Annotated in this window: 20 protein-coding genes; 9 read left to right on the top strand and 11 right to left on the bottom strand. The window is 65.6% G+C overall.

What is annotated here, in order from left to right:
• Positions 1–31 precede the first annotated feature (31 nt).
• Positions 32–3,976 carry an ATP-dependent RNA helicase HrpA gene (hrpA, locus tag JYA52_RS20905; protein ID WP_205655315.1) on the top strand — a complete coding sequence of 1,315 codons (3,945 nt, stop codon included), beginning with the start codon at positions 32–34 and terminating at the stop codon, positions 3,974–3,976.
• On the opposite strand, the gene JYA52_RS20910 is transcribed toward hrpA, so the two are convergent.
• The 3 genes from JYA52_RS20910 to JYA52_RS20920 are packed head-to-tail and all read right to left on the bottom strand — an operon-like array spanning position 3,973 to position 6,490.
• Positions 3,973–4,401: an HIT family protein gene (locus JYA52_RS20910; RefSeq protein ID WP_205655316.1), complete on the bottom strand. Its 429-nt coding sequence runs from the start codon at positions 4,399–4,401 to the stop codon at positions 3,973–3,975. The genes hrpA and JYA52_RS20910 overlap by 4 nt on opposite strands.
• On the bottom strand, positions 4,398–5,603 hold the full coding sequence (locus JYA52_RS20915; protein WP_240460646.1) for an NAD(P)-dependent alcohol dehydrogenase: 1,206 nt from the start codon (positions 5,601–5,603) through the stop codon (positions 4,398–4,400). The genes JYA52_RS20910 and JYA52_RS20915 overlap by 4 nt, the downstream gene beginning before the upstream one ends.
• The gene (locus JYA52_RS20920) at positions 5,600–6,490 is read right to left on the bottom strand and encodes a sulfurtransferase (RefSeq protein ID WP_205655317.1); all 891 of its coding nucleotides are present in this window, start codon (positions 6,488–6,490) and stop codon (positions 5,600–5,602) included. The genes JYA52_RS20915 and JYA52_RS20920 overlap by 4 nt, the downstream gene beginning before the upstream one ends.
• A gap of 84 nt (positions 6,491–6,574) precedes the next feature.
• On the opposite strand from JYA52_RS20920, the gene JYA52_RS20925 reads away from it, so the two are divergent.
• A complete protein-coding gene (locus JYA52_RS20925) occupies positions 6,575–7,657 on the top strand; it encodes a PLP-dependent cysteine synthase family protein (RefSeq protein ID WP_205655318.1) in 1,083 nt (360 codons plus the stop codon).
• Here JYA52_RS20925 and JYA52_RS20930 read toward each other — a convergent pair.
• Positions 7,654–8,310 (bottom strand): MBL fold metallo-hydrolase, encoded by a 657-nt coding sequence (locus JYA52_RS20930; protein ID WP_205655319.1) that lies wholly within the window; start codon positions 8,308–8,310, stop codon positions 7,654–7,656. The two genes, JYA52_RS20925 and JYA52_RS20930, sit on opposite strands and share 4 nt — an antisense overlap.
• Positions 8,311–8,404: 94 nt before the next feature.
• On the opposite strand from JYA52_RS20930, the gene JYA52_RS20935 reads away from it, so the two are divergent.
• Positions 8,405–8,872 (top strand): Fur family transcriptional regulator, encoded by a 468-nt coding sequence (locus tag JYA52_RS20935; RefSeq protein WP_240460647.1) that lies wholly within the window; start codon positions 8,405–8,407, stop codon positions 8,870–8,872.
• A 19-nt stretch (positions 8,873–8,891) separates the two neighbouring features.
• On the opposite strand, the gene JYA52_RS20940 is transcribed toward JYA52_RS20935, so the two are convergent.
• From JYA52_RS20940 to JYA52_RS20960, 5 genes are all read right to left on the bottom strand, one after another.
• Positions 8,892–9,767 (bottom strand): metal ABC transporter permease, encoded by an 876-nt coding sequence (locus tag JYA52_RS20940; RefSeq protein ID WP_205655320.1) that lies wholly within the window; start codon positions 9,765–9,767, stop codon positions 8,892–8,894.
• Complete coding sequence (locus tag JYA52_RS20945) at positions 9,767–10,582, bottom strand: metal ABC transporter ATP-binding protein (RefSeq protein WP_205655321.1); 816 nt, start codon at positions 10,580–10,582, stop codon at positions 9,767–9,769. Before JYA52_RS20945 ends, JYA52_RS20940 begins: the two co-directional genes overlap by 1 nt.
• Positions 10,579–11,547, bottom strand: coding sequence for a metal ABC transporter solute-binding protein, Zn/Mn family (locus JYA52_RS20950; protein ID WP_240460648.1), 969 nt, complete (start codon positions 11,545–11,547; stop codon positions 10,579–10,581). Before JYA52_RS20950 ends, JYA52_RS20945 begins: the two co-directional genes overlap by 4 nt.
• 109 nt (positions 11,548–11,656) lie before the next feature.
• The gene (locus tag JYA52_RS20955; protein ID WP_205655322.1) at positions 11,657–12,727 is read right to left on the bottom strand and encodes a hemolysin family protein; all 1,071 of its coding nucleotides are present in this window, start codon (positions 12,725–12,727) and stop codon (positions 11,657–11,659) included.
• Entirely contained in the window at positions 12,724–14,148 is a 1,425-nt protein-coding gene (locus JYA52_RS20960) for a hemolysin family protein (RefSeq protein ID WP_240460649.1), read from the bottom strand. The genes JYA52_RS20955 and JYA52_RS20960 overlap by 4 nt, the downstream gene beginning before the upstream one ends.
• Before the next feature lie 474 nt (positions 14,149–14,622).
• Here JYA52_RS20960 and JYA52_RS20965 point away from each other — a divergent pair, with 474 nt between their 5' ends.
• From JYA52_RS20965 to JYA52_RS23135, 5 genes are all read left to right on the top strand, one after another.
• Entirely contained in the window at positions 14,623–18,429 is a 3,807-nt protein-coding gene (locus JYA52_RS20965) for a multifunctional oxoglutarate decarboxylase/oxoglutarate dehydrogenase thiamine pyrophosphate-binding subunit/dihydrolipoyllysine-residue succinyltransferase subunit (RefSeq protein WP_205655323.1), read from the top strand.
• A 172-nt stretch (positions 18,430–18,601) separates the two neighbouring features.
• Positions 18,602–19,201 carry a GDSL-type esterase/lipase family protein gene (locus JYA52_RS20970; RefSeq protein WP_205655324.1) on the top strand — a complete coding sequence of 200 codons (600 nt, stop codon included), beginning with the start codon at positions 18,602–18,604 and terminating at the stop codon, positions 19,199–19,201.
• An 88-nt stretch (positions 19,202–19,289) separates the two neighbouring features.
• On the top strand, positions 19,290–20,117 hold the full coding sequence (locus JYA52_RS20975) for a DUF4097 family beta strand repeat-containing protein (protein WP_205655325.1): 828 nt from the start codon (positions 19,290–19,292) through the stop codon (positions 20,115–20,117).
• Positions 20,117–20,731 (top strand): PadR family transcriptional regulator, encoded by a 615-nt coding sequence (locus tag JYA52_RS20980; RefSeq protein WP_205655326.1) that lies wholly within the window; start codon positions 20,117–20,119, stop codon positions 20,729–20,731. The genes JYA52_RS20975 and JYA52_RS20980 overlap by 1 nt, the downstream gene beginning before the upstream one ends.
• Positions 20,732–20,840: 109 nt before the next feature.
• Positions 20,841–20,915 (top strand): 50S ribosomal protein bL37, encoded by a 75-nt coding sequence (locus JYA52_RS23135; protein ID WP_369299106.1) that lies wholly within the window; start codon positions 20,841–20,843, stop codon positions 20,913–20,915.
• Positions 20,916–21,012: 97 nt separating this feature from the next.
• Here the strand turns inward: JYA52_RS23135 and rsrA are convergent, their stop codons facing one another.
• Together rsrA and JYA52_RS20990 are read right to left on the bottom strand one after the other, a co-directional pair.
• Entirely contained in the window at positions 21,013–21,273 is a 261-nt protein-coding gene (gene rsrA, locus JYA52_RS20985; protein ID WP_205655327.1) for a mycothiol system anti-sigma-R factor, read from the bottom strand.
• Positions 21,270–21,998 (bottom strand): sigma-70 family RNA polymerase sigma factor, encoded by a 729-nt coding sequence (locus JYA52_RS20990; RefSeq protein WP_205655534.1) that lies wholly within the window; start codon positions 21,996–21,998, stop codon positions 21,270–21,272. The genes rsrA and JYA52_RS20990 overlap by 4 nt, the downstream gene beginning before the upstream one ends.
• Before the next feature lie 445 nt (positions 21,999–22,443).
• On the opposite strand from JYA52_RS20990, the gene JYA52_RS20995 reads away from it, so the two are divergent.
• A complete protein-coding gene (locus JYA52_RS20995; RefSeq protein WP_205655328.1) occupies positions 22,444–22,992 on the top strand; it encodes a DoxX family protein in 549 nt (182 codons plus the stop codon).
• Position 22,993: the final 1 nt, after the last annotated feature.

Consider the following 22,993-nt stretch of genomic DNA (forward strand, 5'->3'; position numbering starts at 1 on the left):
CCGCGCCTGCCGCAGTAGACTGGTTCCAGCCATGACTTTTCATATCTCCTACCCCGCCGAGCTGCCGGTCTCCGAGCGCCGCGAGGACCTGATGGCCGCCATCGCGGCCAATCAGGTGACCATCATTGCCGGCGAGACCGGCTCAGGGAAAACCACCCAGATCCCCAAGATGTGCCTTGAGCTGGGCCTGGGCGAGAACGGGCTGATCGGCCACACACAGCCGCGCCGGCTCGCCGCCCGGACGGTGGCTGAGCGGATCGCGGAGGAACTCGGCGTCGAGATCGGCCAGGAAGTGGGCTTCCAGGTCCGCTTCACCGGCGAAGTCAGCCGTTCGACGAAGGTCAAGCTCATGACCGACGGCATCCTGCTCGCGGAGATCCAGCGCGACAAACTGCTGCGCAAGTACAACGCGATCATCATCGACGAAGCCCATGAGCGCAGCCTCAACATCGACTTCATCCTCGGCTACCTGAAGCGGATCCTGCCGCAGCGGCCCGACCTGAAGGTGATCATCACCTCGGCCACCATCGATCCGGACCGGTTCGCCAAGCACTTCGGGACCGAGGAGGACCCCTCCCCCATCATCGAGGTGTCCGGACGCACCTTCCCGGTGGAGATCCGCTACCGGCCGCTGTCACAGCCGGCGGGCGGCCCGTCTGCGGGTGACGATGAGGACATCTCCTCCGACGACGAACTCGAGGAGGACCGCGACCCGCTCGACGCCGTCTGCGACGCCGTCGACGAACTGGCCCTCGAAGCGCCCGGCGACATCCTCATCTTCTTCTCCGGCGAGCGCGAAATCCGGGACGCCGCCGAGGCCCTCAACGCCCGTATCCAGTCCAACCGGCGGCTGGCCGGCACCCAGGTCCTCCCCCTGTTCGCCCGGCTGAGCCTGCAGGAGCAGCACAAGGTGTTCCACCCCGGCCGCAACCGGCGGATCGTGCTGGCCACCAACGTCGCGGAAACGTCCCTCACCGTGCCCGGCATCAAATATGTCGTGGACACGGGCACCGCGCGCATTTCGCGGTACTCGCACCGCACCAAAGTGCAGCGGCTGCCCATCGAGCGTGTGTCCCAGGCGTCGGCCAACCAGCGTTCCGGGCGCTGCGGCCGTGTTTCCGACGGCATCGCCATCCGGCTGTACTCGGAAGAGGACTACGAGTCCAGGCCCCAGTTCACGGATCCCGAGATCCTGCGCACCAACCTCGCCGCCGTCATCCTGCAGATGACGGCCATGGGCGTGGCCCGCGGTCCCAAGGACGTGGAGAACTTCCCCTTCGTGGAACCGCCGGACTCGCGGGCTATCAACGACGGCGTGACACTGCTTCGGGAGCTCGGTGCCTTGACTGCCGCTAGACCGCAAAACGCACAAGCGGACGCCAAGAGCGGAGGCCTGACCGCCGTCGGCCAGAAGCTCGCCCAGCTCCCCGTTGATCCCCGGCTTGGCCGGATGATCGTAGAAGCGGGAAAACGCGGCTGTGTCCGCGAGGTCATGATCCTGGCGGCCGCGCTTACCATACAGGACCCGCGCGAGCGCCCAACCGACAAGCAGCAGCTGGCCGCGGAAAAGCATGCCCGCTTCCGCGACGAGAACTCGGACTTCACGGGCTTCCTGAACCTGTGGAACTACCTCCAGGAAAAGCAGCAGGAGCTGTCCTCCACCCAGTTCCGACGGCTGTGCCGCACTGAATTCATCAACTACCTCCGTGTCCGCGAATGGCAGGATCTGTTCGCCCAGCTGCGGCAGCTGGCCCGGCCCCTGGGCATCAGCCTGGACAACAAACGGCTGGCCGACCCCGTCGGCAATCACGAGGGCGTCCACATCAGCCTGCTGTCCGGGCTGCTGAGCCACATCGGCATCCTCGATGAGCGCAAGCGCGAATACGCCGGGGCGCGCGGCAGCCGCTTCGCGATCTTCCCGGGCTCAGCCCTGTTCAAGAAATCCCCCACGTTCGTCATGGCAGCGGAGCTCGTGGAAACCAGCAGGCTGTGGGCCCGGGTTGCGGCAAAGTTTGACCCGGCATGGGCCGAACAGGTAGCCCCGGACCTGGTGAAGCGCACCTACAGCGAACCGCACTGGTCCACGAAGATGGGCTCGGTGATGGCCTATGAGAAGGTCACGCTGTACGGCGTGCCCATCATCGCCCAGCGCCGGATCAACTACGGCAAAGTTGACCCCGTTCTGGCCCGCGAGCTCTTCATCCGGCACGCGCTGGTCGAGGGCGACTGGAAAACCCACCACAAGTTCTTCCACCGCAACCGCGCGCTGCTCCAGGAAGTCGAGGAACTCGAGGCGAGGATGCGCCGCCGTGGCCTGCTGGTGGACGACGAAACCCTCTTTGAGTTCTATGACGCCCGCGTGGGCAAGGACGTTGTCTCGGAGCGGCACTTCGACAGGTGGTGGAAGGACGCGCGGCAGCAGGACCCGTCCCTCCTTGACTTCGACCAATCGCTGCTCCTCAGTGAAGACGCCGACACCCTGGACGAATCCGCCTATCCCAAGACCTGGCTGCACAAGGGCTTCGAGCTGCCACTGAGCTATGAATTCCACCCGGTGGCGCCCGGGTCACCGCCCAACCCCTCCGACGGCGTCACCGCCGAGGTGCCGGTCCTGTTCCTGAACCAGCTCGAGGACGCCCCCTTCCGCTGGCTGATTCCCGGCCAGCGCGTGGAGCTGGTCACCGCGCTTATCAAGTCACTGCCAAAGCAGGTGCGGAAGAACTTTGTTCCCGCTCCGGACGTCGCCCGGCACGCGGTAGCGGCGTTGGAGGCCGACTTCGATCCTGCCGGGGACGATCTTGAGCCTGCCCTTGAACTGGTGCTGCGGCGGCTCCGCGGGCATATCATTCCGCCGGGCTCCTGGAACTGGAACGCGGTTCCGCAGCATCTTCGCGTGAGCTTCAAAGTGGTGGACAGCCGCGGCAAGGTGCTGGACGAGGGCAAGGACCTGGAAGCGCTGCAGGAGCGGCTCGCGCCGGCCACACGGCGTGCCATCGCGGAATCGCTCGGGGCCACCCCTGCCACGGCTGGGCCACGCACTCCCAAGAAGGGCTCGCAGGCTTCGGCCCTTCCGGCCCGTGAAGACCGGCCGCAGTCACCACAGGGTTTCACGGAACAGTCCGGCCTGACCGAGTGGTCTTTCGGCACAGTGCAGCGCGAAGTCACCGTTACGGTCAAGGGGCACACTGTGACCGGGTACCCCGGGCTCGTGGACGAGGGGACGTCCGTGGCACTGCGCGTGTTCCAGTCCGCGTCCGAGCGGCAGGAGGCCATGCGCGGCGGCGTCATCCGCCTGCTGGCCCTCAGGGTGCCCTCGCCGGACCGCTATGTCCTGGAACACCTCAACAACACGGAGAAACTGACTTTCAGCCAGAACCCCCACGGCTCGGTGTCAGCCCTGATCGCCGACTGCGCCCTCGCGGCGGTCGACAAGCTCACCCCGGCGCAGCTTCCGTGGGACAAGGCCTCATTCGACGCCCTGTATGAGCAAGTGCGTGCGGAGCTGATCGACACGGTCTTCAGTGTTACCGCCGTCGTGGAACGCATCCTCGCCAGCACCCGGCGGATCGAAAGGCAGCTCAAGGGCACCACCAGCCTGGCTCTCATCAGCGCGCTCAACGACATCAAGAGCCAGCTGGAGCAGCTGGTGTTTCCCGGATTCGTGGCCCGGACGGGCTACGCCCAGCTGAGCCAACTGCCGCGCTACCTCGCCGCCATCGAAAAACGCCTCGAGAAACTGCCGGGGAATGTGCAGCGCGACGCCCTGCACATGGCCGCGGTGCAGCGGCTGGAGGATGAGTATGACGACGCCGTGTCGGCCCTGCTGCCCGGCCGCCGGGCGGGGGCAGAGCTCACCCAGGTCCGCTGGATGATCGAGGAACTGAGGGTGAGCCTGTTCGCCGTCGAACTTGGCACCGCCTACTCCGTTTCGGAAAAGCGGATCCGTGCCGTGCTGAACAAGGCCCTCGCCGCTTAGGCGTCCGGTACGTACTCGCCGTAGCCCGCGTCGCGGAGCCCCGCGCGGAGCTTTTCCGCGTTGGCGTCGAGCCGGGAAGGGTCCGGGTTGTGGTCCGCGGTGGTGAAATCAAACTCCGCCATGCTGTTGGACGGCCAGACGTGCACGTGCATGTGGTTGATCTCGTAGCCTGCCACGATGAGGCCCGCCCGGGCTGCTCCGAACGTCTCAACCTGGACCGCGCCGATGCGGCGGGCCACCTCCATGACTTTGGCCAGGGTTTCCGGTGGTGCGTCCGTCCAGCGGTCCACCTCCTCGGTGGGCACGACGAGCGTGTGCCCGTCGGCCAGGGGCCCCATGGTCAGGAACGCCGAGACGTCCGGTTCGCGCCAGACAAACCGCCCGGGGATTTCCCCGTTGAGAATCTTGGTGAACAGCGTGCTCATGCGTCAGCCCTTTCCGACGGTGCCTGCAGCGTGGTTGTATCCAGGACAAAACGGTACTTGACGTCGCCCGCGACCATCCGGTCATACGCGTCGTTGAGCTGGTCCGCCCGGACAATCTCGACGTCGGACACCACGCCGTGCTCGGCGCAGAAATCGAGCATCTCCTGGGTTTCCGCGATGCCGCCGATCAGGGAACCGGCGTACGCGATCCGACGCCGGATCAGCGCACCGGGGTTCACCGGCGGCATGGCGTCGGAGGGCAGCCCCAGCTGGAAGAGCGCCCCGTCCCGGCGCAGCGTGCGGAAGAACGGGTTCAGGTCATGCGGTGCCGCCACAGTGTCGATGATCAGGTCGATGCTGCGGTTAGCGGCCGCCATGGCGTCCTCATCGCGGGAAAGGATGACGCTGTCGGCACCGAGTTCCAGGGCAGCCGAAACCTTGGACTCCGAAGTGGTGAAGACCTTCACCTCGGCCCCCATGGCCTTGGCGAGCTTGACGGCCATGTGGCCCAGGCCGCCCAGGCCCACGACGCCCACCACGTCGCCTTCCTCGACGCCGAAGTGGCGGAGCGGCGAGAATGTGGTGATGCCGGCGCACAGCAGCGGCGCCACTGCCGCGGGGTCGAGGTTTTCCGGGACGCGCAGGACGTAGCGGCGGTCCACCACCACGGACGATGCGTAGCCGCCCTGGGTCACGGCATCGCCGTTCCGGGCGTCCTTCGCACCATAGGTGCCGGTCAGGCCCCGCTCACAGTACTGCTCCAGTCCGTCAAGGCAGCTTTCACATTCGCGGCAGGAGTCAACCATGCAGCCCACGCCCACGAGGTCGCCGGGGGCGAAGTCGTCCACGTCCGAACCCACACGGCTGACGCGGCCCACAATCTCGTGGCCCGGGACCAGCGGATAATTCTGCGTGCCCCATTCCCCGCGGGTGGCGTGCACGTCTGAGTGGCACAGGCCGCAGAACTCAATGGCGATTTCGACGTCGTCCGCCTTCGGGGCGCGCCGCGCCACCGTGAGCGGCACCAGGCCGCTGGTGCTGGAGACGGCGCCGCGGGCGGCGGCCAAACGTCCCTCCGTGCGTCCCTCCGTGCGTCCCTCCGGGAGGCCCGCAGTTTCATCCGTGGCCGTGTCCGGAGAAATTTCGTCGGCACGGGGAATGTGCAGGGCAAGCGGCGGGGGTACGGGGCGTCCAGGAGTCATACTGCGACGCTACCCTCCGCTGCCGGACCAGTGCCAGTCGGACCGGTGCCAGTCGGACCAGCGCCGGTGGCGACGGGCAGGGAAGGATCGTTGGACCACTCCGAGAAGGACCCGGGAAACAGTGCTGCGGGGATTCCCGCGATTTCCAGTGCCGCGACCTGGTGGGCGGCGGTGACGCCGGAGCCGCAGTAAACCGCCGTCGGCGTTTCTGCACCCGCGCCCAGCCCTGCGAACCGGCGCCGGAGATCCTGTGCCGGAAGGAATCGTCCGGCGTCGTCGAGGTTTTCGGTGGTGGGGGCGCTGACGGCACCGGGGATGTGGCCCGCGCGGGGGTCCACCGGTTCCACCTCACCGCGGTACCGTTCGCCGGCACGCGCATCGAGCAGCACACCGTGGTTGGCCCAGTCCGCTGCCTGTGCGCGGTCGATAACGGGCATGGCGCCGTCGGTGAGCGTCACATCGCCAGGGACCGCTTCCTGCTGCCCGCCCTGCAGCGGCAAACCGGCCCGCCGCCAGGCGGCCAGGCCGCCGTCGAGCAGGCAGACGCTGCGGAATCCGGCGTTGCGGAGCATCCACCAGACGCGGGCCGCGGATGTGTTGCCGGCGTCATCGTAGGCAACCACCACGTCACCTGCACGGATGCCCCAGCGGCGGGCGGCGCGCTGAAAGCTGGGCAGCGAAGGCAGCGGGTGCCGCCCGCGGGCGGGCTCCGCCGGTGCGGCCAGCTCAGTGGGAAGGTCAATGTACACCGCACCGGGAATGTGGGCGTCAAGGTAGTGCCGCCGGCCGTCGGGATCGCCCAGCGCCCAGCGGACATCGAGCAGTACAGTGCGCTGGCCGGAGGCCATCCGGGCGTTCAGCGCAGACACGTCCATGAGGGTATCCACCGGGTCTCCTTCGGATTGGACCGGCCGCTGCCGGCAGCACCAACTCTAGCGCCGCGGCTGTCCGGTCGCCGGTAGGCTGATCCGGTGAGCAATGTAAGCAGCGGCGCCCGGGCCTGGGCTGACGAAGCCATCCGTAAAATCAATGCGGAGAACAACCGGTCGGCGGACACGCACCTCTATTCGGTGCCGCTGCCGGAGCACTGGGGCGTCCAGCTGTACCTCAAGGACGAATCCACGCACCGCTCAGGAAGCCTGAAGCACCGGCTGGCCCGTTCCCTGTTCCTGTTTGGCCTCGTGAACGGCTGGATCGCCGAAGGCACCACCATCGTGGAGGCGTCCAGCGGCAGCACCGCAGTCTCCGAAGCGTACTTCGCGCAGCTGTTGGGGCTGCCGTTCATTGCCGTCATGACGCGCACCACGAGCCCCGAGAAGATTGCGCTGATCGAGCAGTTCGGCGGCGCGTGCCTGCTGGTGGACCATGCGTCCGAGGTTTACGCGGCCGCGGCAGAGGTGGCCGCCACGAGCAACGGCCACTACATGGACCAGTTCACCTACGCCGAGCGGGCCACGGACTGGCGCGGCAACAACAACATCGCCGAATCCATCTTCGGGCAGCTCGCGCTGGAAGAGCATCCGGTCCCCCGCTGGATCGTGGTCGGTGCCGGAACGGGCGGCACCAGCGCAACCATCGGGAGGTACCTCCGCTACCACCGGCACGACACGGGACTGACGGTGGTGGATCCGGAGAACTCGGCGTTCTACCCGGGCTGGCGCAGCGGAGCTGCTGACTTCAGCACCGGCCGCCCCTCGCGGATCGAGGGCATCGGACGGCCGCGGATGGAGCCCAGCTTCGTGCCCACCGTGATCGACCGCATGATCCAGGTGCCGGACGCCGCCTCCGTCGCCGCCATGCGGCACCTCCGGGCGCTGGCAGGGCTGCATGCGGGACCCTCCACGGGAACCAACCTCTGGGGAGTCTGGCAGTTGGTGGCGGAGATGATCGCCGAGGGGCAGCGCGGCAGTATTGTTTCGCTCATGTGCGACGGCGGTGACCGCTATGCGGGTAACTACTACAGCCCGGCGTGGCTCGCAGCGCAGGGGCTGGACCCCGAGCCGCATGAAAAAACCCTCCGGGAGTTTTTCGATTCCGGGATCTGGAACCCCTAGACGTCCACCGATTCCCGGGCCGAAAGCCGGGCGTACTCCGTTCCGTACCTGGCACCCAGCCGCTTGACGTGGCCTTCCACGAGGTCCAGGCCCGTGCCGTTGAGCAGTCCGTCATGGATCGGAAAGGCCCGCGGCGCGCGGACTCCAATCACAAAGTCCACCACCTCACTGACCTTGTTCCACGGCGCGTGAACCGGAACCAGGAGAGTCCTGACGCTGATGCCGTCCGGAATGATGAAGGAGTCGCCGGGGTGGTACACATTTTCCTCCACGAGGTAGCCGATGTTGGCCACCACGGGAACGTGCGGATGAATCAGGGCATGCTGCCCGCCGAAGCTCCTGATCCCGAACCCGGCAGCGTCGAAGGACGTTCCGGGCTTAACCGTGTGGACGCGGGACGCGGCTTCAGGCGCTTCCCTCCGCAGGTTTTCCGCAACACCCTCCGGTGCGAACAGCTCCAGTTCCCGGTTGTCCTTGAGGGCCGACGTCACCGCAGCCACATCGATGTGGTCAGGATGCTCATGGGTGATGAGGACGGCATGGGCGCCGTCGAGCGCCTCGGCGGATTCGGAATACCCTCCGGGGTCAATGGCCAGGACGTGTCCGTCTTTTTCCAAGCGGACACAGGCGTGCGTGAATTTGGTCAGCTTCATCCGGCCAGCCTAGGGAACCGGCCGATCAGTGTCCACGGGCCTCCGGCTGGTAATCTTGAACACGCAAGTATCCCTAAGCGAAGCGAGTCCATTCATGCCACACGGCGCCAGCGCTGAAGGCAGGCCGCTGACCCCTCTGGTAGCGGCTGGCGGGAAAGAGCAACGGGTCACGAAGCAACGGCTGGCGGTAAGCGCCGCCCTGGATGAGCTGCACGACTTCGTGAGCACCCAGGAGTTGTACCGGATCCTGCAGAACCAGGGCGTCTCCGTCTCCTTGGCCACCGCCTACCGAATCCTGCAGTCCCTTGCCGACGAAGGCCTCGTGGACGTGCTCCGCAACGGCGAAGGCGAGGCCGTCTACCGCCGGTGCGCCGTCACCGGGCACCACCACCATCTTCTGTGCAGGAGCTGCGGCAAGGCCGTGGAGGTGGAAGCGCCCGCCGTGGAGACCTGGGCCGCCCGCACCGCCCAGGAACACGGCTACACCGAGGTGGCGCACACCGTCGAGATCTACGGCCTGTGCCCCGACTGCTCGGCGCGGAAGGCCGGCGCTACGCAGTAGGAGGCAGCCTGCCAGGCCGTTAGGCGGTCCGCAGCACCCTGCCGTTGAGCCCGCGCTTCGCGCGGACGCTGCCGATGACCCGGCACACCACGTAGATCAGGAAAGACAGCGTGGTGACGTAGGGGCTGATGGGAATGCGGCCGCCCAGGGCGAGGAGGATGCCGCCCACTGTGGCGACCATGGCGAACACCACGCTGAGGACCACCACCAGCCGTGGCGAGGACGTCACGCGCAGGGCAGCCGCGGCCGGCGTAATCAGCAGGGCCAGGACCAGGAGCGCCCCCACGATCTGAATCGACAGGGCCACGCTGACGCCCAGGAGCACCATGAAGGCCAGCGCGAGGGACCGCACGGGAACGCCGCGCGCCTCGGCGAGCTCGGGGTCGACGCTCGCGAAGCTCAGTGGCCGCCAGATAGAGATCAGGCCGGCCATCACCACCATGGCGGTTCCGGCCAGCGCCTGCAGCTGCACCGTATCCACCGAGACAATCTGCCCCGTGAGCAGGCCGAACTTGTTGGCGGCCCGCCCCTCGTAGAGGGACAGGAACAGGATGCCCAGTCCCAGCCCGAAGGGCATGATCACGCCGATGATGGAGTTCTTGTCGCGTGCCCTGACGCCCATGAACCCGAGCAGCAGCGCCGCCGCCACCGAACCGATCAGGGAGCCGAACACGACGTCGGCGCCGATGAGCAGCGCAAAGGCTGCCCCGGCAAAGGAGAGCTCTGAGATGCCGTGGACGGCGAAGGCGAGGTCGCGCTTCATCACGAAGGTGCCCACCAGTCCGCCAAGCAGGCCGAGCACCGCCCCGGCCCAGAGGGAGTTCTGGACAAGGACCAGCAGCTCGCCGTAGTTTTCGAAGTTGAAGACCGACTGCAGGATGCCTTCCAGATCCATCAGGCGCCCTCTCCCGCTGCGGCGCGGGCATCGTCATGGTGGTGCGTTGTGGCATCCGGCAGTCCGACGACGACGATCCTTCCGTTCGCATGGATCACATCGACGTGGCTGTCGTACAGCTCGGACAGGACCTCGGTGGTCATCACCTCGTGGGGCGTGCCCACGCTGAACCGGCCGCCGGCCAGGTAAAGGATCCTGTCGACGTAGTCGATGATCGGATTGATCTCGTGGGTCACGAACACCACGGCGCTCTCTTGCTCATGGCATTGGTCATTGATGAGTGCACTGACGGCCTGCTGGTGGTGCAGGTCAAGTGACAGCAGCGGCTCGTCGCAGAGCAGCACTTTCGGGTCAGTGGCGAGGGCCTGCGCCACGCGCAGCCGTTGCTGCTCTCCCCCCGAGAGCTGCCCCACGGGGACCTTGGCATATTCGGCGGCTCCCACGAGATCAAGCAGTTCATCGATCCGGCGGTCTGCCTTTGCTTTTCCAAGCCGGATGCCCCACCTGTGGCCGTCGACGCCGAGCCCCACGAGGTCCCTCGCGCGCATGGGTGTGTCCGGAGGAAAGGGCTTCTGCTGCGGGATGTAGCCGATCAGGTGGCTCCCCCGTTCCACCGGATGCCCGCCGAGGGAAGCAGTGCCGGAATGCAGTTCCTGGAGCCCGAGCAGCACTTTGAGGAAGCTGGTCTTTCCGCTCCCGTTAGGTCCCAGGACTGCGAAGAACTCGCCCGGGCGGATGTCCAGGTTCAGATCTTCCCAGAGCGCCCGCCTGCCGAACTTCAGGGAAGCGTCCCGCAGGCTGATCACTGGATTCAAGGTTTCTTCTTCTCCAGGGCAGTAGAGATGTTCTCAACATTGTCCGTCATCCACTCCAGGTAGGTCTTGCCGTCGGGCAAGGTTTCGCTGAATTGCACCACCGGGACGCCGGCGGCGTCGGCGGCTTTTTTCAGTGCCTCCGTTTGCGGTCCTTCGGTTTGTTCGTTGTAGGCGAGGAAGCTCACGTCCGGCGAAGCCGCCAGCTGGGTCGCGGCCCGCAACACTGCCGGAGGCACATCGCTGCCCTCTTCGATGGCGGCCGTGTATTCGGCCGGAGTGCGGTTTTCCAGGCCCGCCGCTTCCAGCAGGTACAGCGGGACAGGTTCCGTAACCGCGACGCGGGCGGCGCTGTGGGCAGCCTTGACCGCGCCAAGCTTGCCCTCCAGGTCACTCAGCCGCGATTTGTAGGCAGTGGCATTGGCGGTGAATTCCGCTGACGAACCGGGTGCGAGCGCGCCAAGCTTGGTGGCGACGGCGTCGGCCAGGCGTCCCATAGCAGGCACGCTGTACCAGACGTGTTCATTGAACTCGCCGTGATCGTGTGCGTGGCCGCCTTCAGTGCTTTCCGAGTGCCCCCCGGCCTCCTCCGGCGCGAGGCCTGAAACCTCCACGGCGCTGACGACGTTGTCGTGGGAGATCTTGCTGTCATCCGCCATTTTGTGGATGAAGTCGTCGTAGCCGCCGCCATTTTCCACGACGAGGTCCGCCTTGGAGATCGCGAGCCTGTCCTGGGCGGTGGCCTCATACGAGTGCGGGTCCTGGCTCGATTTGGTGATGATGGCCTTGACGTCCACCTTGTCGCCGCCGATCGCCTTAACGATGTCTCCGTACACATTCGTGGACGTGACCACGGAGACGCCGGCGTCAGCCTGTTCTTGGGAAGCCGCCGGTGATCCGCAGGCTGTCAGCATCAGGCAGGCACCGGCGAGGGCTGCGGTCAGGGAGGTGCGGAGGGTACGGCGCAAGGGAAAAACCTCGGTTCTGGGTACGGCTTTACGGAACGTGCAACCCTACGAGTGTACCGCTAAATAGGAATGATTCCTATTTAGGATTGGTCGAGGCAGGTCCCCTCTGCTATTCGCCATCGGGCTGTCCCAGCCGGCGTATGCCCTTGGCCTGGGTGGCATCACGGATCTCGCCCACCAGTTGCTCGATGACGTCTTCCAGGAACAGCACGCCCTCCGTCTGGCCGTCGGGGCCGATCACGCGGGCAAGGTGCGAACCGGTGCGCTGCATGACGGACATGGCATTTTCTATCTCCGCGTCCCGCGGGAGGTTGGCCAACGACCGGATTCTGCTTTCGGCAATGGGATGCTGATAGCCCGAGTCAGGAATCGAGAGCACGTCCTTGATGTGCAGGTAGCCCGACAGCATGTCGTCGTCGTCCACCATCGGGAACCGGGAGAAGCCGGTACGGCTCACGGCCTTCTCAAACTCGACCGGCGTCGCCGAGGTCTTCAGCATGACCAGCCGTTCCAGCGGAACCATGACGTCCGCGGCCTTGTACTCCGAAAACTCGAGCGCGCCGGTAATGAGGCCCGCATCATCGTCCACCAGCCCGTGCCGCGTGGACTCCTGCACGATGGACTGGACTTCTTCCAGCGTGAAGGAGGAGCTGACCTCGTCCCTGGGCTCGATCCGCATCAGCTTGAGGACGTGGTTCGCGGACCAGTTCAGCGCAACGATCACAGGGTTCACGATCCGGGCGATGAACATGAGCGGCGGGGCCAGGAGCAGGGCAGCTTTGTCGGCCACGGAAACGGAAACGTTCTTCGGCACCATCTCCCCGAAGGTCACGTGCAGGAACGTCACCACCATCAGAGCCACGCCAAAGGCGGCCACATCGGCAATTTCCATGGGCACGCCGAGCGACTCCAGGGGAACAGCCAGCAGGTGGTGAATTGCCGGTTCCGCAACGAGCAGGATCAGCAGGGAGCAGACGGTGATGCCCAACTGGGCGCAGGCCAACATCAACGAGACGTTCTCCATGGCGCGCAGGGTGGTTTGGGCACGCACGGAGCCGGCGTCCGCCAGCGGCTCGATCTGGCTTCGGCGCGCAGACATCACGGCAAACTCGGCCGCGACGAAGAATGCGTTGCCGATGAGCAGCAGGACCAGCCAGAGAATTCCAGCCCAGTCACTCATGCCGCTCCGCCATCCCTGGATGAACCGTGCTTGGCCGAGCCATTCCTGGCCGAGCCGTTCCTGGCGCTCCCCTTGCGGGCGTGGTTGTTCGCCGCGGTGCCGTCCAGGGTGGCGCCTTCGCTGGGCTCGCGGTCCGGCTTGAAGCAGATGCGGTCGATCCGGCGACCGTCCATGCGGGTGACGCTGAGCGTTCCGCCGCCCACCGTGACGGTGTCCCCCACTGACGCTATGCGCCCGAGCTCGCTCATGACGTAGCCGCCTACCGTTTCATATGCTGCTTCGTCCGGAACGCTGAGCCCGGGAATCTGTTCGGACAGTTCATCCGGCCGCAGCAGGCCGGGGAAGTACCAGTCGCCGGAGGCGCTTTGCAGCAGGCCCGGCCGTACCTTGTCGTGTTCATCGGCCACCTCACCCACGATCTCCTCGACGAGGTCCTCCAGGGTGGCGATGCCCGCTGTTCCGCCGTACTCGTCCAGCACCACAGCAAGCTGCAGGTTGCCTTCCTTGAGCTCCGCCAGCAGGCCGTCGAGGTGGATGGTTTCAGGGACGCGGAGAACATCCGTCATGATCGCCCCGGCCTCCAGGTTCGGCCGGCGTCCGGCAGGCACTGCAATCGCTTTCTTCACGTGGACCAGTCCGCGGATATCGTCTGCGGAATCGCCGATAACGGGAAAGCGCGAATATCCGGTGCGGCGTGCGGCGTCAACGATATCCGAGACGGGCTGGTCGGCGTCGATGGTCTCGACGCGGATGCGGGGCGTCATCACATCGGCGGCCGTCCGGCCCGAGAAATTAAGTGTCCGGGCGATAAAGTTCGCGGTCCCCGGGTCAAGGGTCCCCATGGCCGCCGACCGGCGGACCAGGGAAGCAAGCTCTGCCGGCGTCCGCGCCCCTGAGATCTCCTCTTTCGCTTCAAGCCCGAAGACGTTCAGCACCTTGTTGGAAAATCCATTGAGGACGATGATGGCTGGCTTGAAGATGGCCGTAAACATCAGCTGTGGCCTCGCCAGGGCCCGTCCCATCCGGAACGACAGGGCGATCGCCATGTTCTTGGGGACCAGCTCGCCGAGCAGCATGGAGAGCAATGTGGCAATCACCATGGCGAGCACCAGCGAGACAGATCCTGCCACTGCTTCCGGGAGTCCCAGCAGGGTGAGCGGAGCATGCAGCAGCACCCCGACCGACGGTTCCATGACATAGCCGGTCAACAGTGTTGTCATGGTGATGCCGAGCTGGCAGCTGGACAGCTGCGTGGACAGCGATTTCAGGCACTTGAGGAGCGGGACTGCCGCCGTGTCGCCGTCGTCCACGGCGCGCTGCACAGTGGGCTGGTCAAGAGCTATGAGGGAGAATTCGACGGCGACGAAGAAGCCGGTGCCGAAAATCAGCAGGAAGCCTGCTGCGAGAAGAAGCCACTCCATTTAGCGGCCTGCCTGGGGCGGCAGCGAGGGACTTTGACGGGATCGTGAACGGGGTTTGCCGGCTCTGTGGTCGGGCTGCGCGGGACTGCTGATATTGCTCCGCTGACAGCCCCCAGGCCGGCACCTAGATTTACTGTCCATAAGAATTGCAGTCTACAGGAGCACTGGCGGGTCCGGGGGTGCCATCGCCACCCTCCGTCGGCAGGAAGCGCCCAGGACGCGGCCCGTTTCAGGGGATTCCGGAACAGCGCCCACAGCCGCCGCGAACGAACAGATTCAGCCGGTTTTAAGCCGGACCCACGCCACAATTCAGCGGCTACATGATTTGAGTCACCCTTATTGGCAGTTAACCATCGATCGTCACTAGACTGGCAGAGGTCTGGGTTCATAGGACACAGAAACTGGTTCGATTGTTGTGCCGTGGCACCGTGGCGACCAGAGGGAATTCAAACTCATGGAAGAGGCGTATTTCAAGTGCCAGAGCAGCCTAGCCACCGTCTACCAGAGGAATTTGGCGGAAACGAGTGGCTCGTTGACGAACTGTACGAGCGTTACCAGCAGGACAAGAATACGGTCGATGCAAAATGGTGGCCCCTGTTCGAATCCTTTGACAGCAGCAACGGCCCGTCCTCCAACGGTGCCCCGGGCCCGGCAGCGGCGCCGGCCCACCCGGCTACCCGCGAAATGCCCGTTGTAGCTCCCCCGGCCCATGCCCCGGCCTCTGCGGCCCCTGCCCCGCATGCACCTGCAGCTCCACCGGCATCGTCGCCGGCAGCGGCACCTGCCAAGAAGGCCCCGGCAACGGTGGCCCGCGACGGCGCGAAGAAGACTGAGGCGGGCACCGGCGCCCAGCCCATTCCGGCCCAGCTGCCGAAGAACGTGAAGGCGCCCACCGCGCCCGAGGAAGACGTTGTCTCCGTCCTGCGCGGTCCTGCCAAGGCCATCGCGTCCAACATGGTCACCAGCCTTGAGGTGCCCACCGCCACGTCCGTCCGGGCGATTCCGGCCAAGCTCCTCATCGACAACCGCGTCGTGATCAACTCCAACCTGGCCCGTGCACGCGGCGGCAAGGTCTCGTTCACCCATCTCATTGGCTACGCAGTCATCCGGGCGCTCTCCCAGTTCCCGTCCATGAACGTGTACTACGACGAAGTGGACGGCAAGCCGGTTGCCGTGCAGCCCGCCCACGTGAACTTCGGCATCGCCATCGACATGCCGAAGCCGGACGGTACGCGGCTGCTCATGGTTCCGAACATCAAGAAGGCCGAGACGCTCAACTTCTCGGAGTTCTGGCACACGTACGAGGACCTGATCAAGCGCGCCCGCAACGGCAAGCTGACAGCTGACGACCACCAGGGCACCACGGTCTCCCTGACCAACCCCGGCGGCATCGGCACCGTGCATTCCGTGCCGCGCCTCTCCAAGGGCCAGGCCGCCATCATCGGCGTCGGCGCCCTGGACTACCCTGCTGAATTCCAGGGTGCCAGCGAGAAGATCATCGCGCACAACGCCATCAGCAAGGTCCTCACGCTGACCTCCACCTATGACCACCGCGTCATCCAGGGTGCGGGCAGCGGCGAGTTCCTCAAGCTGGTCCACCAGCTCCTGCTCGGTGCCCAGAACTTCTACGACGAGATCTTCGAAGCGCTGCGCATCCCCTACGAGCCGGTCCGCTGGAGCCCGGACCTGCAGGTGGATCCGTCCGACCAGATCAACAAGGTCGCACGCATCCAGCAGCTGATCCACTCCTACCGTGTCCGCGGGCACCTGATGGCGGACACCGATCCGCTGGAGTATGTCCAGCGCAAGCACCCCGACCTCGACGTCCTCACCTACGGCCTGACGCTGTGGGACCTGGACCGCGAATGGCCGACGGGCGGCTTCGGCGGCAAGCCGCAGCTGGCATTCCGCGACATCCTCGGCGTACTCCGTGACGCCTACTGCCGCACCACCGGCATCGAGTACATGCACATCCAGGAGCCCGCCGAGCGCAAGTGGTTCCAGGACCAGCTGGAGCACCCGTATTCCAAGCCGAGCCGCGAAGAGCAGCTGCGCATCGTCTCCAAGCTCAACGCTGCCGAGGCCTTCGAGACCTTCCTGCAGACCAAGTTCGTTGGCCAGAAGCGCTTCTCCCTTGAGGGCGGCGAGTCCCTGATTCCGCTGCTCGACGCTATCATCTCCGATGCCGCCGACGACGGCCTGGACGAGGTTGCCATCGGCATGGCCCACCGCGGCCGGCTCAACGTGCTCACCAACATCGCCGGCAAGACCTATGCCCAGGTCTTCCGCGAGTTCGAAGGCACACAGGATCCCCGCTCCGTACAGGGCTCCGGCGACGTCAAGTACCACCTGGGCACCGAGGGCACGTTCACCTCGGACAACGGCAACGAGACCAAGGTCTACCTGGCCGCCAACCCGTCGCACCTCGAGGCGGTGGACTCCGTGCTTGAGGGCATCGTCCGCGCCAAGCAGGACCGCCTGGACCAGGGCGAGGCGTTCCCCGTGCTGCCCATCATGGTGCACGGTGACGCTGCGTTCGCCGGCCAGGGCGTCGTGGCTGAGACCCTCAACCTCTCCCAGCTGCGCGGCTACCGCACCGGCGGCACCATCCATGTCGTGGTGAACAACCAGGTCGGCTTCACCACCGCGCCGTCCTCGTCACGGTCGTCCACGTACTCCACGGACGTCGCGAAGATGATCCAGGCACCGGTGTTCCACGTGAACGGCGACGATCCCGAGGCTGTGGTCCGCATCGGCCAGCTCGCCTACGAGTTCCGGCAGAAGTTCCACAAGGATGTTGTCATCGACATGGTCTGCTACCGGCGCCGTGGCCACAACGAGGGCGACGACCCCTCGATGACCCAGCCGCTGATGTACAACCTCATCGAAGCCAAGCGTTCGGTCCGCAAGCTCTACACCGAGTCCCTGATCGGCCGCGGCGACATCACCGAGGAAGAAGCGGAGCAGCTGCTTCGCGACTACCAGGAGCGCCTCGAGCGCGTCTTCGCCGAAACCCATGCGGCGCAGACGTCGCCGATCCCGATCATCACGGCGGACTCCGCCGCAGTGTCGGACATCGAGCGGCCGCAGGCCCAGCAGTCGGACTTCGGCACCAACGCCCCGGCGTCCACCGCGATTTCGGCCGACACGCTGGCCCGGATCGGCAAGGCGCACGTGGAAATCCCCGAAGGCTTCACCGTCCACGCGAAGCTCAAGCAGCTGCTGGAGAAGCGCGAACAGATGTCCCGCGAAGGCGGCATCGACTGGGGCTTCGGCGAGATCGCGGCCTTCGGCTCGCTGATCATGGAGGGCGTGCCCGTACGCCTCGCCGGCCAGGACTCGCGCCGCGGCACCTTCGTGCAGCGCCACGCCGTCTTCCACGACCGCGCCAACGGCAACGAGTGGCTGCCCCTGGGCAACCTCTCCGACGACCAGGCCAAGCTGTGGATCTATGACTCCCTGCTGTCCGAATACGCGGCCATGGGCTTCGAATACGGCTACTCGGTGGAGCGCCCTGATGCCCTGGTGCTGTGGGAAGCGCAGTTCGGTGACTTCGTCAACGGTGCCCAGACCATCATCGATGAGTTCATCTCGTCCGCCGAGCAGAAGTGGGGCCAGCGCTCATCGCTGGTGCTGATGCTTCCGCACGGCTACGAGGGCCAGGGCCCGGACCACTCCTCCGCCCGCATCGAGCGCTTCCTGCAGATGTGCGCAGAGGAAAACATGATCGTGGCCAACCCCACGACGGCAGCCTCGCACTTCCATCTGCTGCGCCGCCAGGCGTACAGCCGTCCGCGCAAGCCGCTCATCATCTTCACCCCGAAGCAGCTGCTGCGCCTCAAGGCCGCCGCGTCGGCCGTGGAGGACTTCACCACTGGCGGCTTCCGGCCGGTCATCGGTGAGCATGAGCAGCTGCAGGCGGACGCCGTCGAACGCGTCCTCCTCGTCTCCGGCCGCCTGTACTACGATCTGCTCTCCACCCGGCAGAAGACTGGCGACAAGACAACCGCCATCGTCCGCGTGGAACAGCTCTACCCGCTGCCGCAGGCGGAAATCGAAGCGGAACTGGCCAAGTACCCCAACGCCGAAGTGGTCTGGGCGCAGGACGAACCCGCGAACCAGGGGCCGTGGCCGTTCATGGGCCTGAACCTGCCCCAGGCACTGGACCGCAAGATCCGCCTGATCTCGCGGCCGGCGTCGGCATCCACGGCGGCCGGCTCCATGAAGCGGCACGCCGCCGAGCAGGATTCGCTCCTGAAGCAGGCCTTCGCGCGCAAGTAGCAGTGCAACTGCCCGGCCGGACGGTGACATACCGTTCCAGCCGGGCAGTTCTGTTTAATCGGCATGAGTTAATGGACACAGGCGGGGACGTCCGCGCAGGCGCCGGATCGGGCCGCCGTGCGGGCGTATCCGGCACGCAGGGCACGTCCTCAATATAAGTGAAGAGGTAGTAGTGGAAGACAGGAAGCTGCGCATCGCAGCTGTTGGAGATGAACTGCTGGCCGGCCTCGGGGATCCCCGGGCACTGGGCTGGCTGGGCCGCGTGCTGGCCCGCACTCCGCAGGACGGCATGTCCGTAGAGAGCTACGCCCTACCCTGCCCGCAGGAGGGCACCGAAGGCCTGGCGGCCCGCTGGCTCGAGGAAGCCGGCCGTCGGTTCAGTGACCTGCATGAAAACCGGCTGGTCATTGGCCTCTCGGGGCGCGATGTGGAGTTCGGCCTGTCCACCGCCCGGAGCCGGCTCAATCTGGCCAACATTCTTGATTCGGCCACACAGAAGCGGCTTGAGGTTTTTGTCGTTGGGCCGCCGCCGACGCTGGATCCTGCCCACAACCGCCGGCTCGGTGAACTGAACACCGCATTCGCCGACGTGACGACCCGCCGCAAGCACCACTACGTGGACACGTTCACGCCGCTGCTCAACCATGAACAGTGGCGTCAGGACCTCGCGGCAAACGGTGGAACTCCCGGCCAGGCGGGGTACGGGCTGATGGCGTGGCTTGTCCTCCACCGCGGCTGGTTCCAGTGGCTGGGCATCGACGCTCCGGAATAGAAGATCCACTCGCGATATATCTTGATCTTGTGCACGGCCGGATGTAGGGTTGCCGCATAGTCACGATATATCGCAAGTGGAGGGAATCATGGAAGAACGCTCGTGGACGGTCACCAGCCCGCAAACCATCGATATCGACGGCGTCAAAGCGCTGAAGCTGGGTATTGTCAGGGGCCGGTTCGACATCGTCACCCACGCGGAAGACGTGGCCCGGCTCGAGGTCTCGGACGTTCACGGTGACCCGCTCGCTGTGACGCTGACCCATGGCCGGCTGGAAGTCAGGCACCAGCTGCACGGCCCGCAGGGCTGGTTCAAGAACCTGATGGGCGCCGTCAACAACAGCAGCGACAATACGGTGGTGATCAGCATCGCCCTGCCGTCCGGTGTCGAGGTCGAGGCCGGAACCGTCAGCGGCGACGGACTGGTTTCGGGGATCACTGGCCACACCAGGCTCAACACTGTCTCCGGATCCGTCATGTCGGACGGCACGTCCGGTGACCTCCACGTCAACACGGTCAGCGGTGAAGTCATAACCCGGAACCACCGGGGTGTGCTGACGGCAAAGAGTGTCTCAGGCGAGGTCACGGCGTCGGGCCGGTTCAGCAACATCCGGGCCAACACCGTCAGCGGCGACATGAGCTTTGACCTCCAGGACTTCACCCACGATTTCGGGGCAAACTCCGTTTCCGGCGACCTCACCATACGGCTTCCGCACGACGTCGGCGTCGACATCGTGGCCAAATCGGCCAGCGGCGCGGTGGTGATCGATGACCAGAGGTACACCCAGCCCGGAGGCACAGTGCAGACCATCGCCGGTCCCGATGCGAAGCTGATGCTGGTCCGGACCAACTCGGTGTCCGGCAAGACGTCCATCTTCCACAGCCCGGCTTCGGCGGACGCAGAAGCGGGACTCTAATGCCACCGGTCTTTGCCCACGGCGCTCTGCGACTCTACCTCCTCGCCCTCCTGGAGTCCGGCCCCAAACACGGCTACGAACTGATCAAGGCGCTCAGCGAAAGATTCGGCGGCACGTACTCCCCCAGCGCCGGGACCATCTATCCGCGGCTGGGCAAGCTGGAGGAAGAGGGACTGGTGGCCACGCAGTCGGAAGGCCGCCGCACCAACTACCGCATCACGGCCGCCGGCCTGGCCGAGCTCAACAGCCGGAGGGACGAACTCGCAGGCGTGGAAAAGGACATTTCGGCGTCGGTGCGCAGGCTGGCCGATGACCTCCGCGCTGACATCCGCAGCAATATGCGCGGCCTGCGAGCGGATCTGGCGGCATCCGCGGAAGCGGCCCGGTCCGCCGCCATGCCGGCTGCCTCGCGCGCTTCTGCCTCCCGGCCTTCCCCCGATGCCCAGGTCATGCTCAGGGAAGCGGAAATGCTGCTCCAGACGTTCAGGGACGACCTGCGCGTGGAGCTCCGCAGGCAGGCAGTCGCGCACCCCATCACCCCGGTGACGCTCGAAACCGTCAGGACGGTCCTCGACCAGGCACGCATTTCGATCCGGAATTCGCTGAAAGATTAAGCCGCCCGGCCGCCCCCGCGTCCCCTGATGCCGCCGGTTCGCGGCCCGTCCCGTGATGTGGGAGACTTGAGGGCAGCTCTTTCGAGTACCGATATTAAGGAGGCCAGCTATGAGCAAGCGTGCACGTAAACGTCGTGACCGTAAGCGTGGCGGCGCTAACCACGGGAAGCGCCCCAACACCTAAGCCACGGCTTGAACCGAAGCTTAAACGCAGTGCCCCCGCAACCTGACGGTTGCGGGGGCACTGTGTTTTTTACCGTGCTTTAAGGACGGGGCCTGCGTCAGGCGTCCACTGGCCGGATGTTGTGGATTCTGTCCAGGATCGCGTTCTTCAGATTCGCCGGAGCGGCTTCGGTGCACGACCGTTTGACCATGTTGCGGATGACGCACTCAAGGTCGTACTGCTCCGTGCATTCCGGACACTCATCAAGATGATGCTTGATCTCCGCAATGTCACTGCGGGTCAGGGCACCATCCAGATACTCGTAGATACGTTGCATCCGGGCGTCGTCGCAATCGCCCAATCCCTGGCAGTCGCTCATTTCCTGTTCTCCTGTTTGTTGCTTTCTGCTGCTGCATTGGGGTCGGCAGCAGCTTTGAATCCCCGTTCGGCGGCGTAGTCAGCCAGCATGTCGCGCAGCATCTTGCGGCCGCGGTGCAGCCGCGACATGACAGTGCCGATGGGAGTGTTCATGATGTCTGAAATTTCCTTGTAGGCGAAGCCTTCGACGTCCGCGAAGTAGACAGCCAGCCGGAACTCCTCCGGGATCGCCTGCAGCGCGCGCTTGACATCCGAATCTGGCAGGTGGTCCAGGGCTTCGGCCTCGGCCGAACGGAGTCCGCTCGAGGTGTGCGACTCGGCCCGGGCAAGCTGCCAGTCCTCTATGGTGTCCGAATTGGACTGCAGCGGCTCGCGCTGCCGCTTCCGGTAGAGGTTGATGTACGTGTTGGTCAGGATCCGGTACAGCCATGCCTTCAGGTTGGTGCCGGGCTTGTACTGGTGGAACGCCGAAAAGGCCTTGGTGTAGGCCTCCTGGACGAGGTCCTCGGCGTCGGACGGGTTTCGTGCCATCCGCATCGCTGCCGAGTACAGCTGGTCCACGTACTGCATGGCGTCGCGTTCAAACCGTACCCGGCGCTCTTCCGGGCTTTCGGCGGCGACATCAATTTCCTCCGCCGGCGACGCGGAGTGTGGGGTGCTGATGTCCTCGGCGCCGTTCCCGGCGTCCTCTTGCGTGGCCTCTACGGCCGGATCCACGGTGCTCATTGCCTTCAAGTCTACTGTCACCGGCCGGACCGGCCGGGAGACGCCGGCGGCACGGGGTCCGGCGCCGTAGGAAACAGCGGCCGGCTCCTCCCGCGGCATGCCGAACTCGCGCACCTCAAAGGCGGCTACGTCGATTGGCCCCCGCAACTCCACAGCGTCTTTCACCAAAGTCAAAGCTCCATCTCCACTTCACATTTCCCGCATGGCTGGCCGCTGAAATCCTGTGTTCCGGATTCCGCGGCACGCGGCGGCCGGGACGGTGCCCGGCAAGCTGTCATCCCGCTGTCATCCCGCTGTTATCCCGGTAATGGACACGGACTGTTGTCCCGGCCATTCCGGACCTGCACAGCACAACGACGTCCGGCGGGCAAATATTCCGCAAAAGTGCAAGACTAGAACCGACTCCGCCGCAGTCACCGCGGCTCGTCCATTCAGGAGGAAATTCATGTCCTTAGTCCGTTTTCTCGCCCGGCCTATGCTGGCTTCAAGTTTCGTCCTCGCCGGCGTGGACAAGCTCAGGAATGCGGACGACACTGTGGAGCAGTTGTCCCCCCTCCTGCGGCGCGCTGCCGATGCACTCCCCTTCCAGACCGACGAGAAGGTCCTGGCCCGGGTCATCGGCGGTACCCAGGTGGGCGCCGGCGTCCTGTTCGCTACAGGCAAGGCCGCACGGCTGTCGGCAAGCCTCCTGGCTGTCATCTCAGCCCTCAATGCCTTCGTTGAATGGCGCAGCGCCGACATCAGCAGCAAGGAAGGCCGTGATGCCCGCCGCACCCAGCTGCTCAAGAACGTCACCCTGACCGGCGGCGTGCTGCTGGCCTCCGTGGACACCGCCGGCAAGCCGAGCCTGGCCTGGCGCGCCGAGCACCTCGCCGCGGATGCCCGGAAGACCGCGAGCCACCTCGCTTCGGACGCACGCAAAACCACCGGGAAAAAGCTGCACAAGGCTGACAAGGCCGTCCGCAAGGCAGTAGACCATGCAGTGGGGGCATAGG

It is taken from the genome of Arthrobacter pascens (assembly GCF_017052465.1).
Lineage (GTDB): Bacteria > Actinomycetota > Actinomycetes > Actinomycetales > Micrococcaceae > Arthrobacter > Arthrobacter pascens.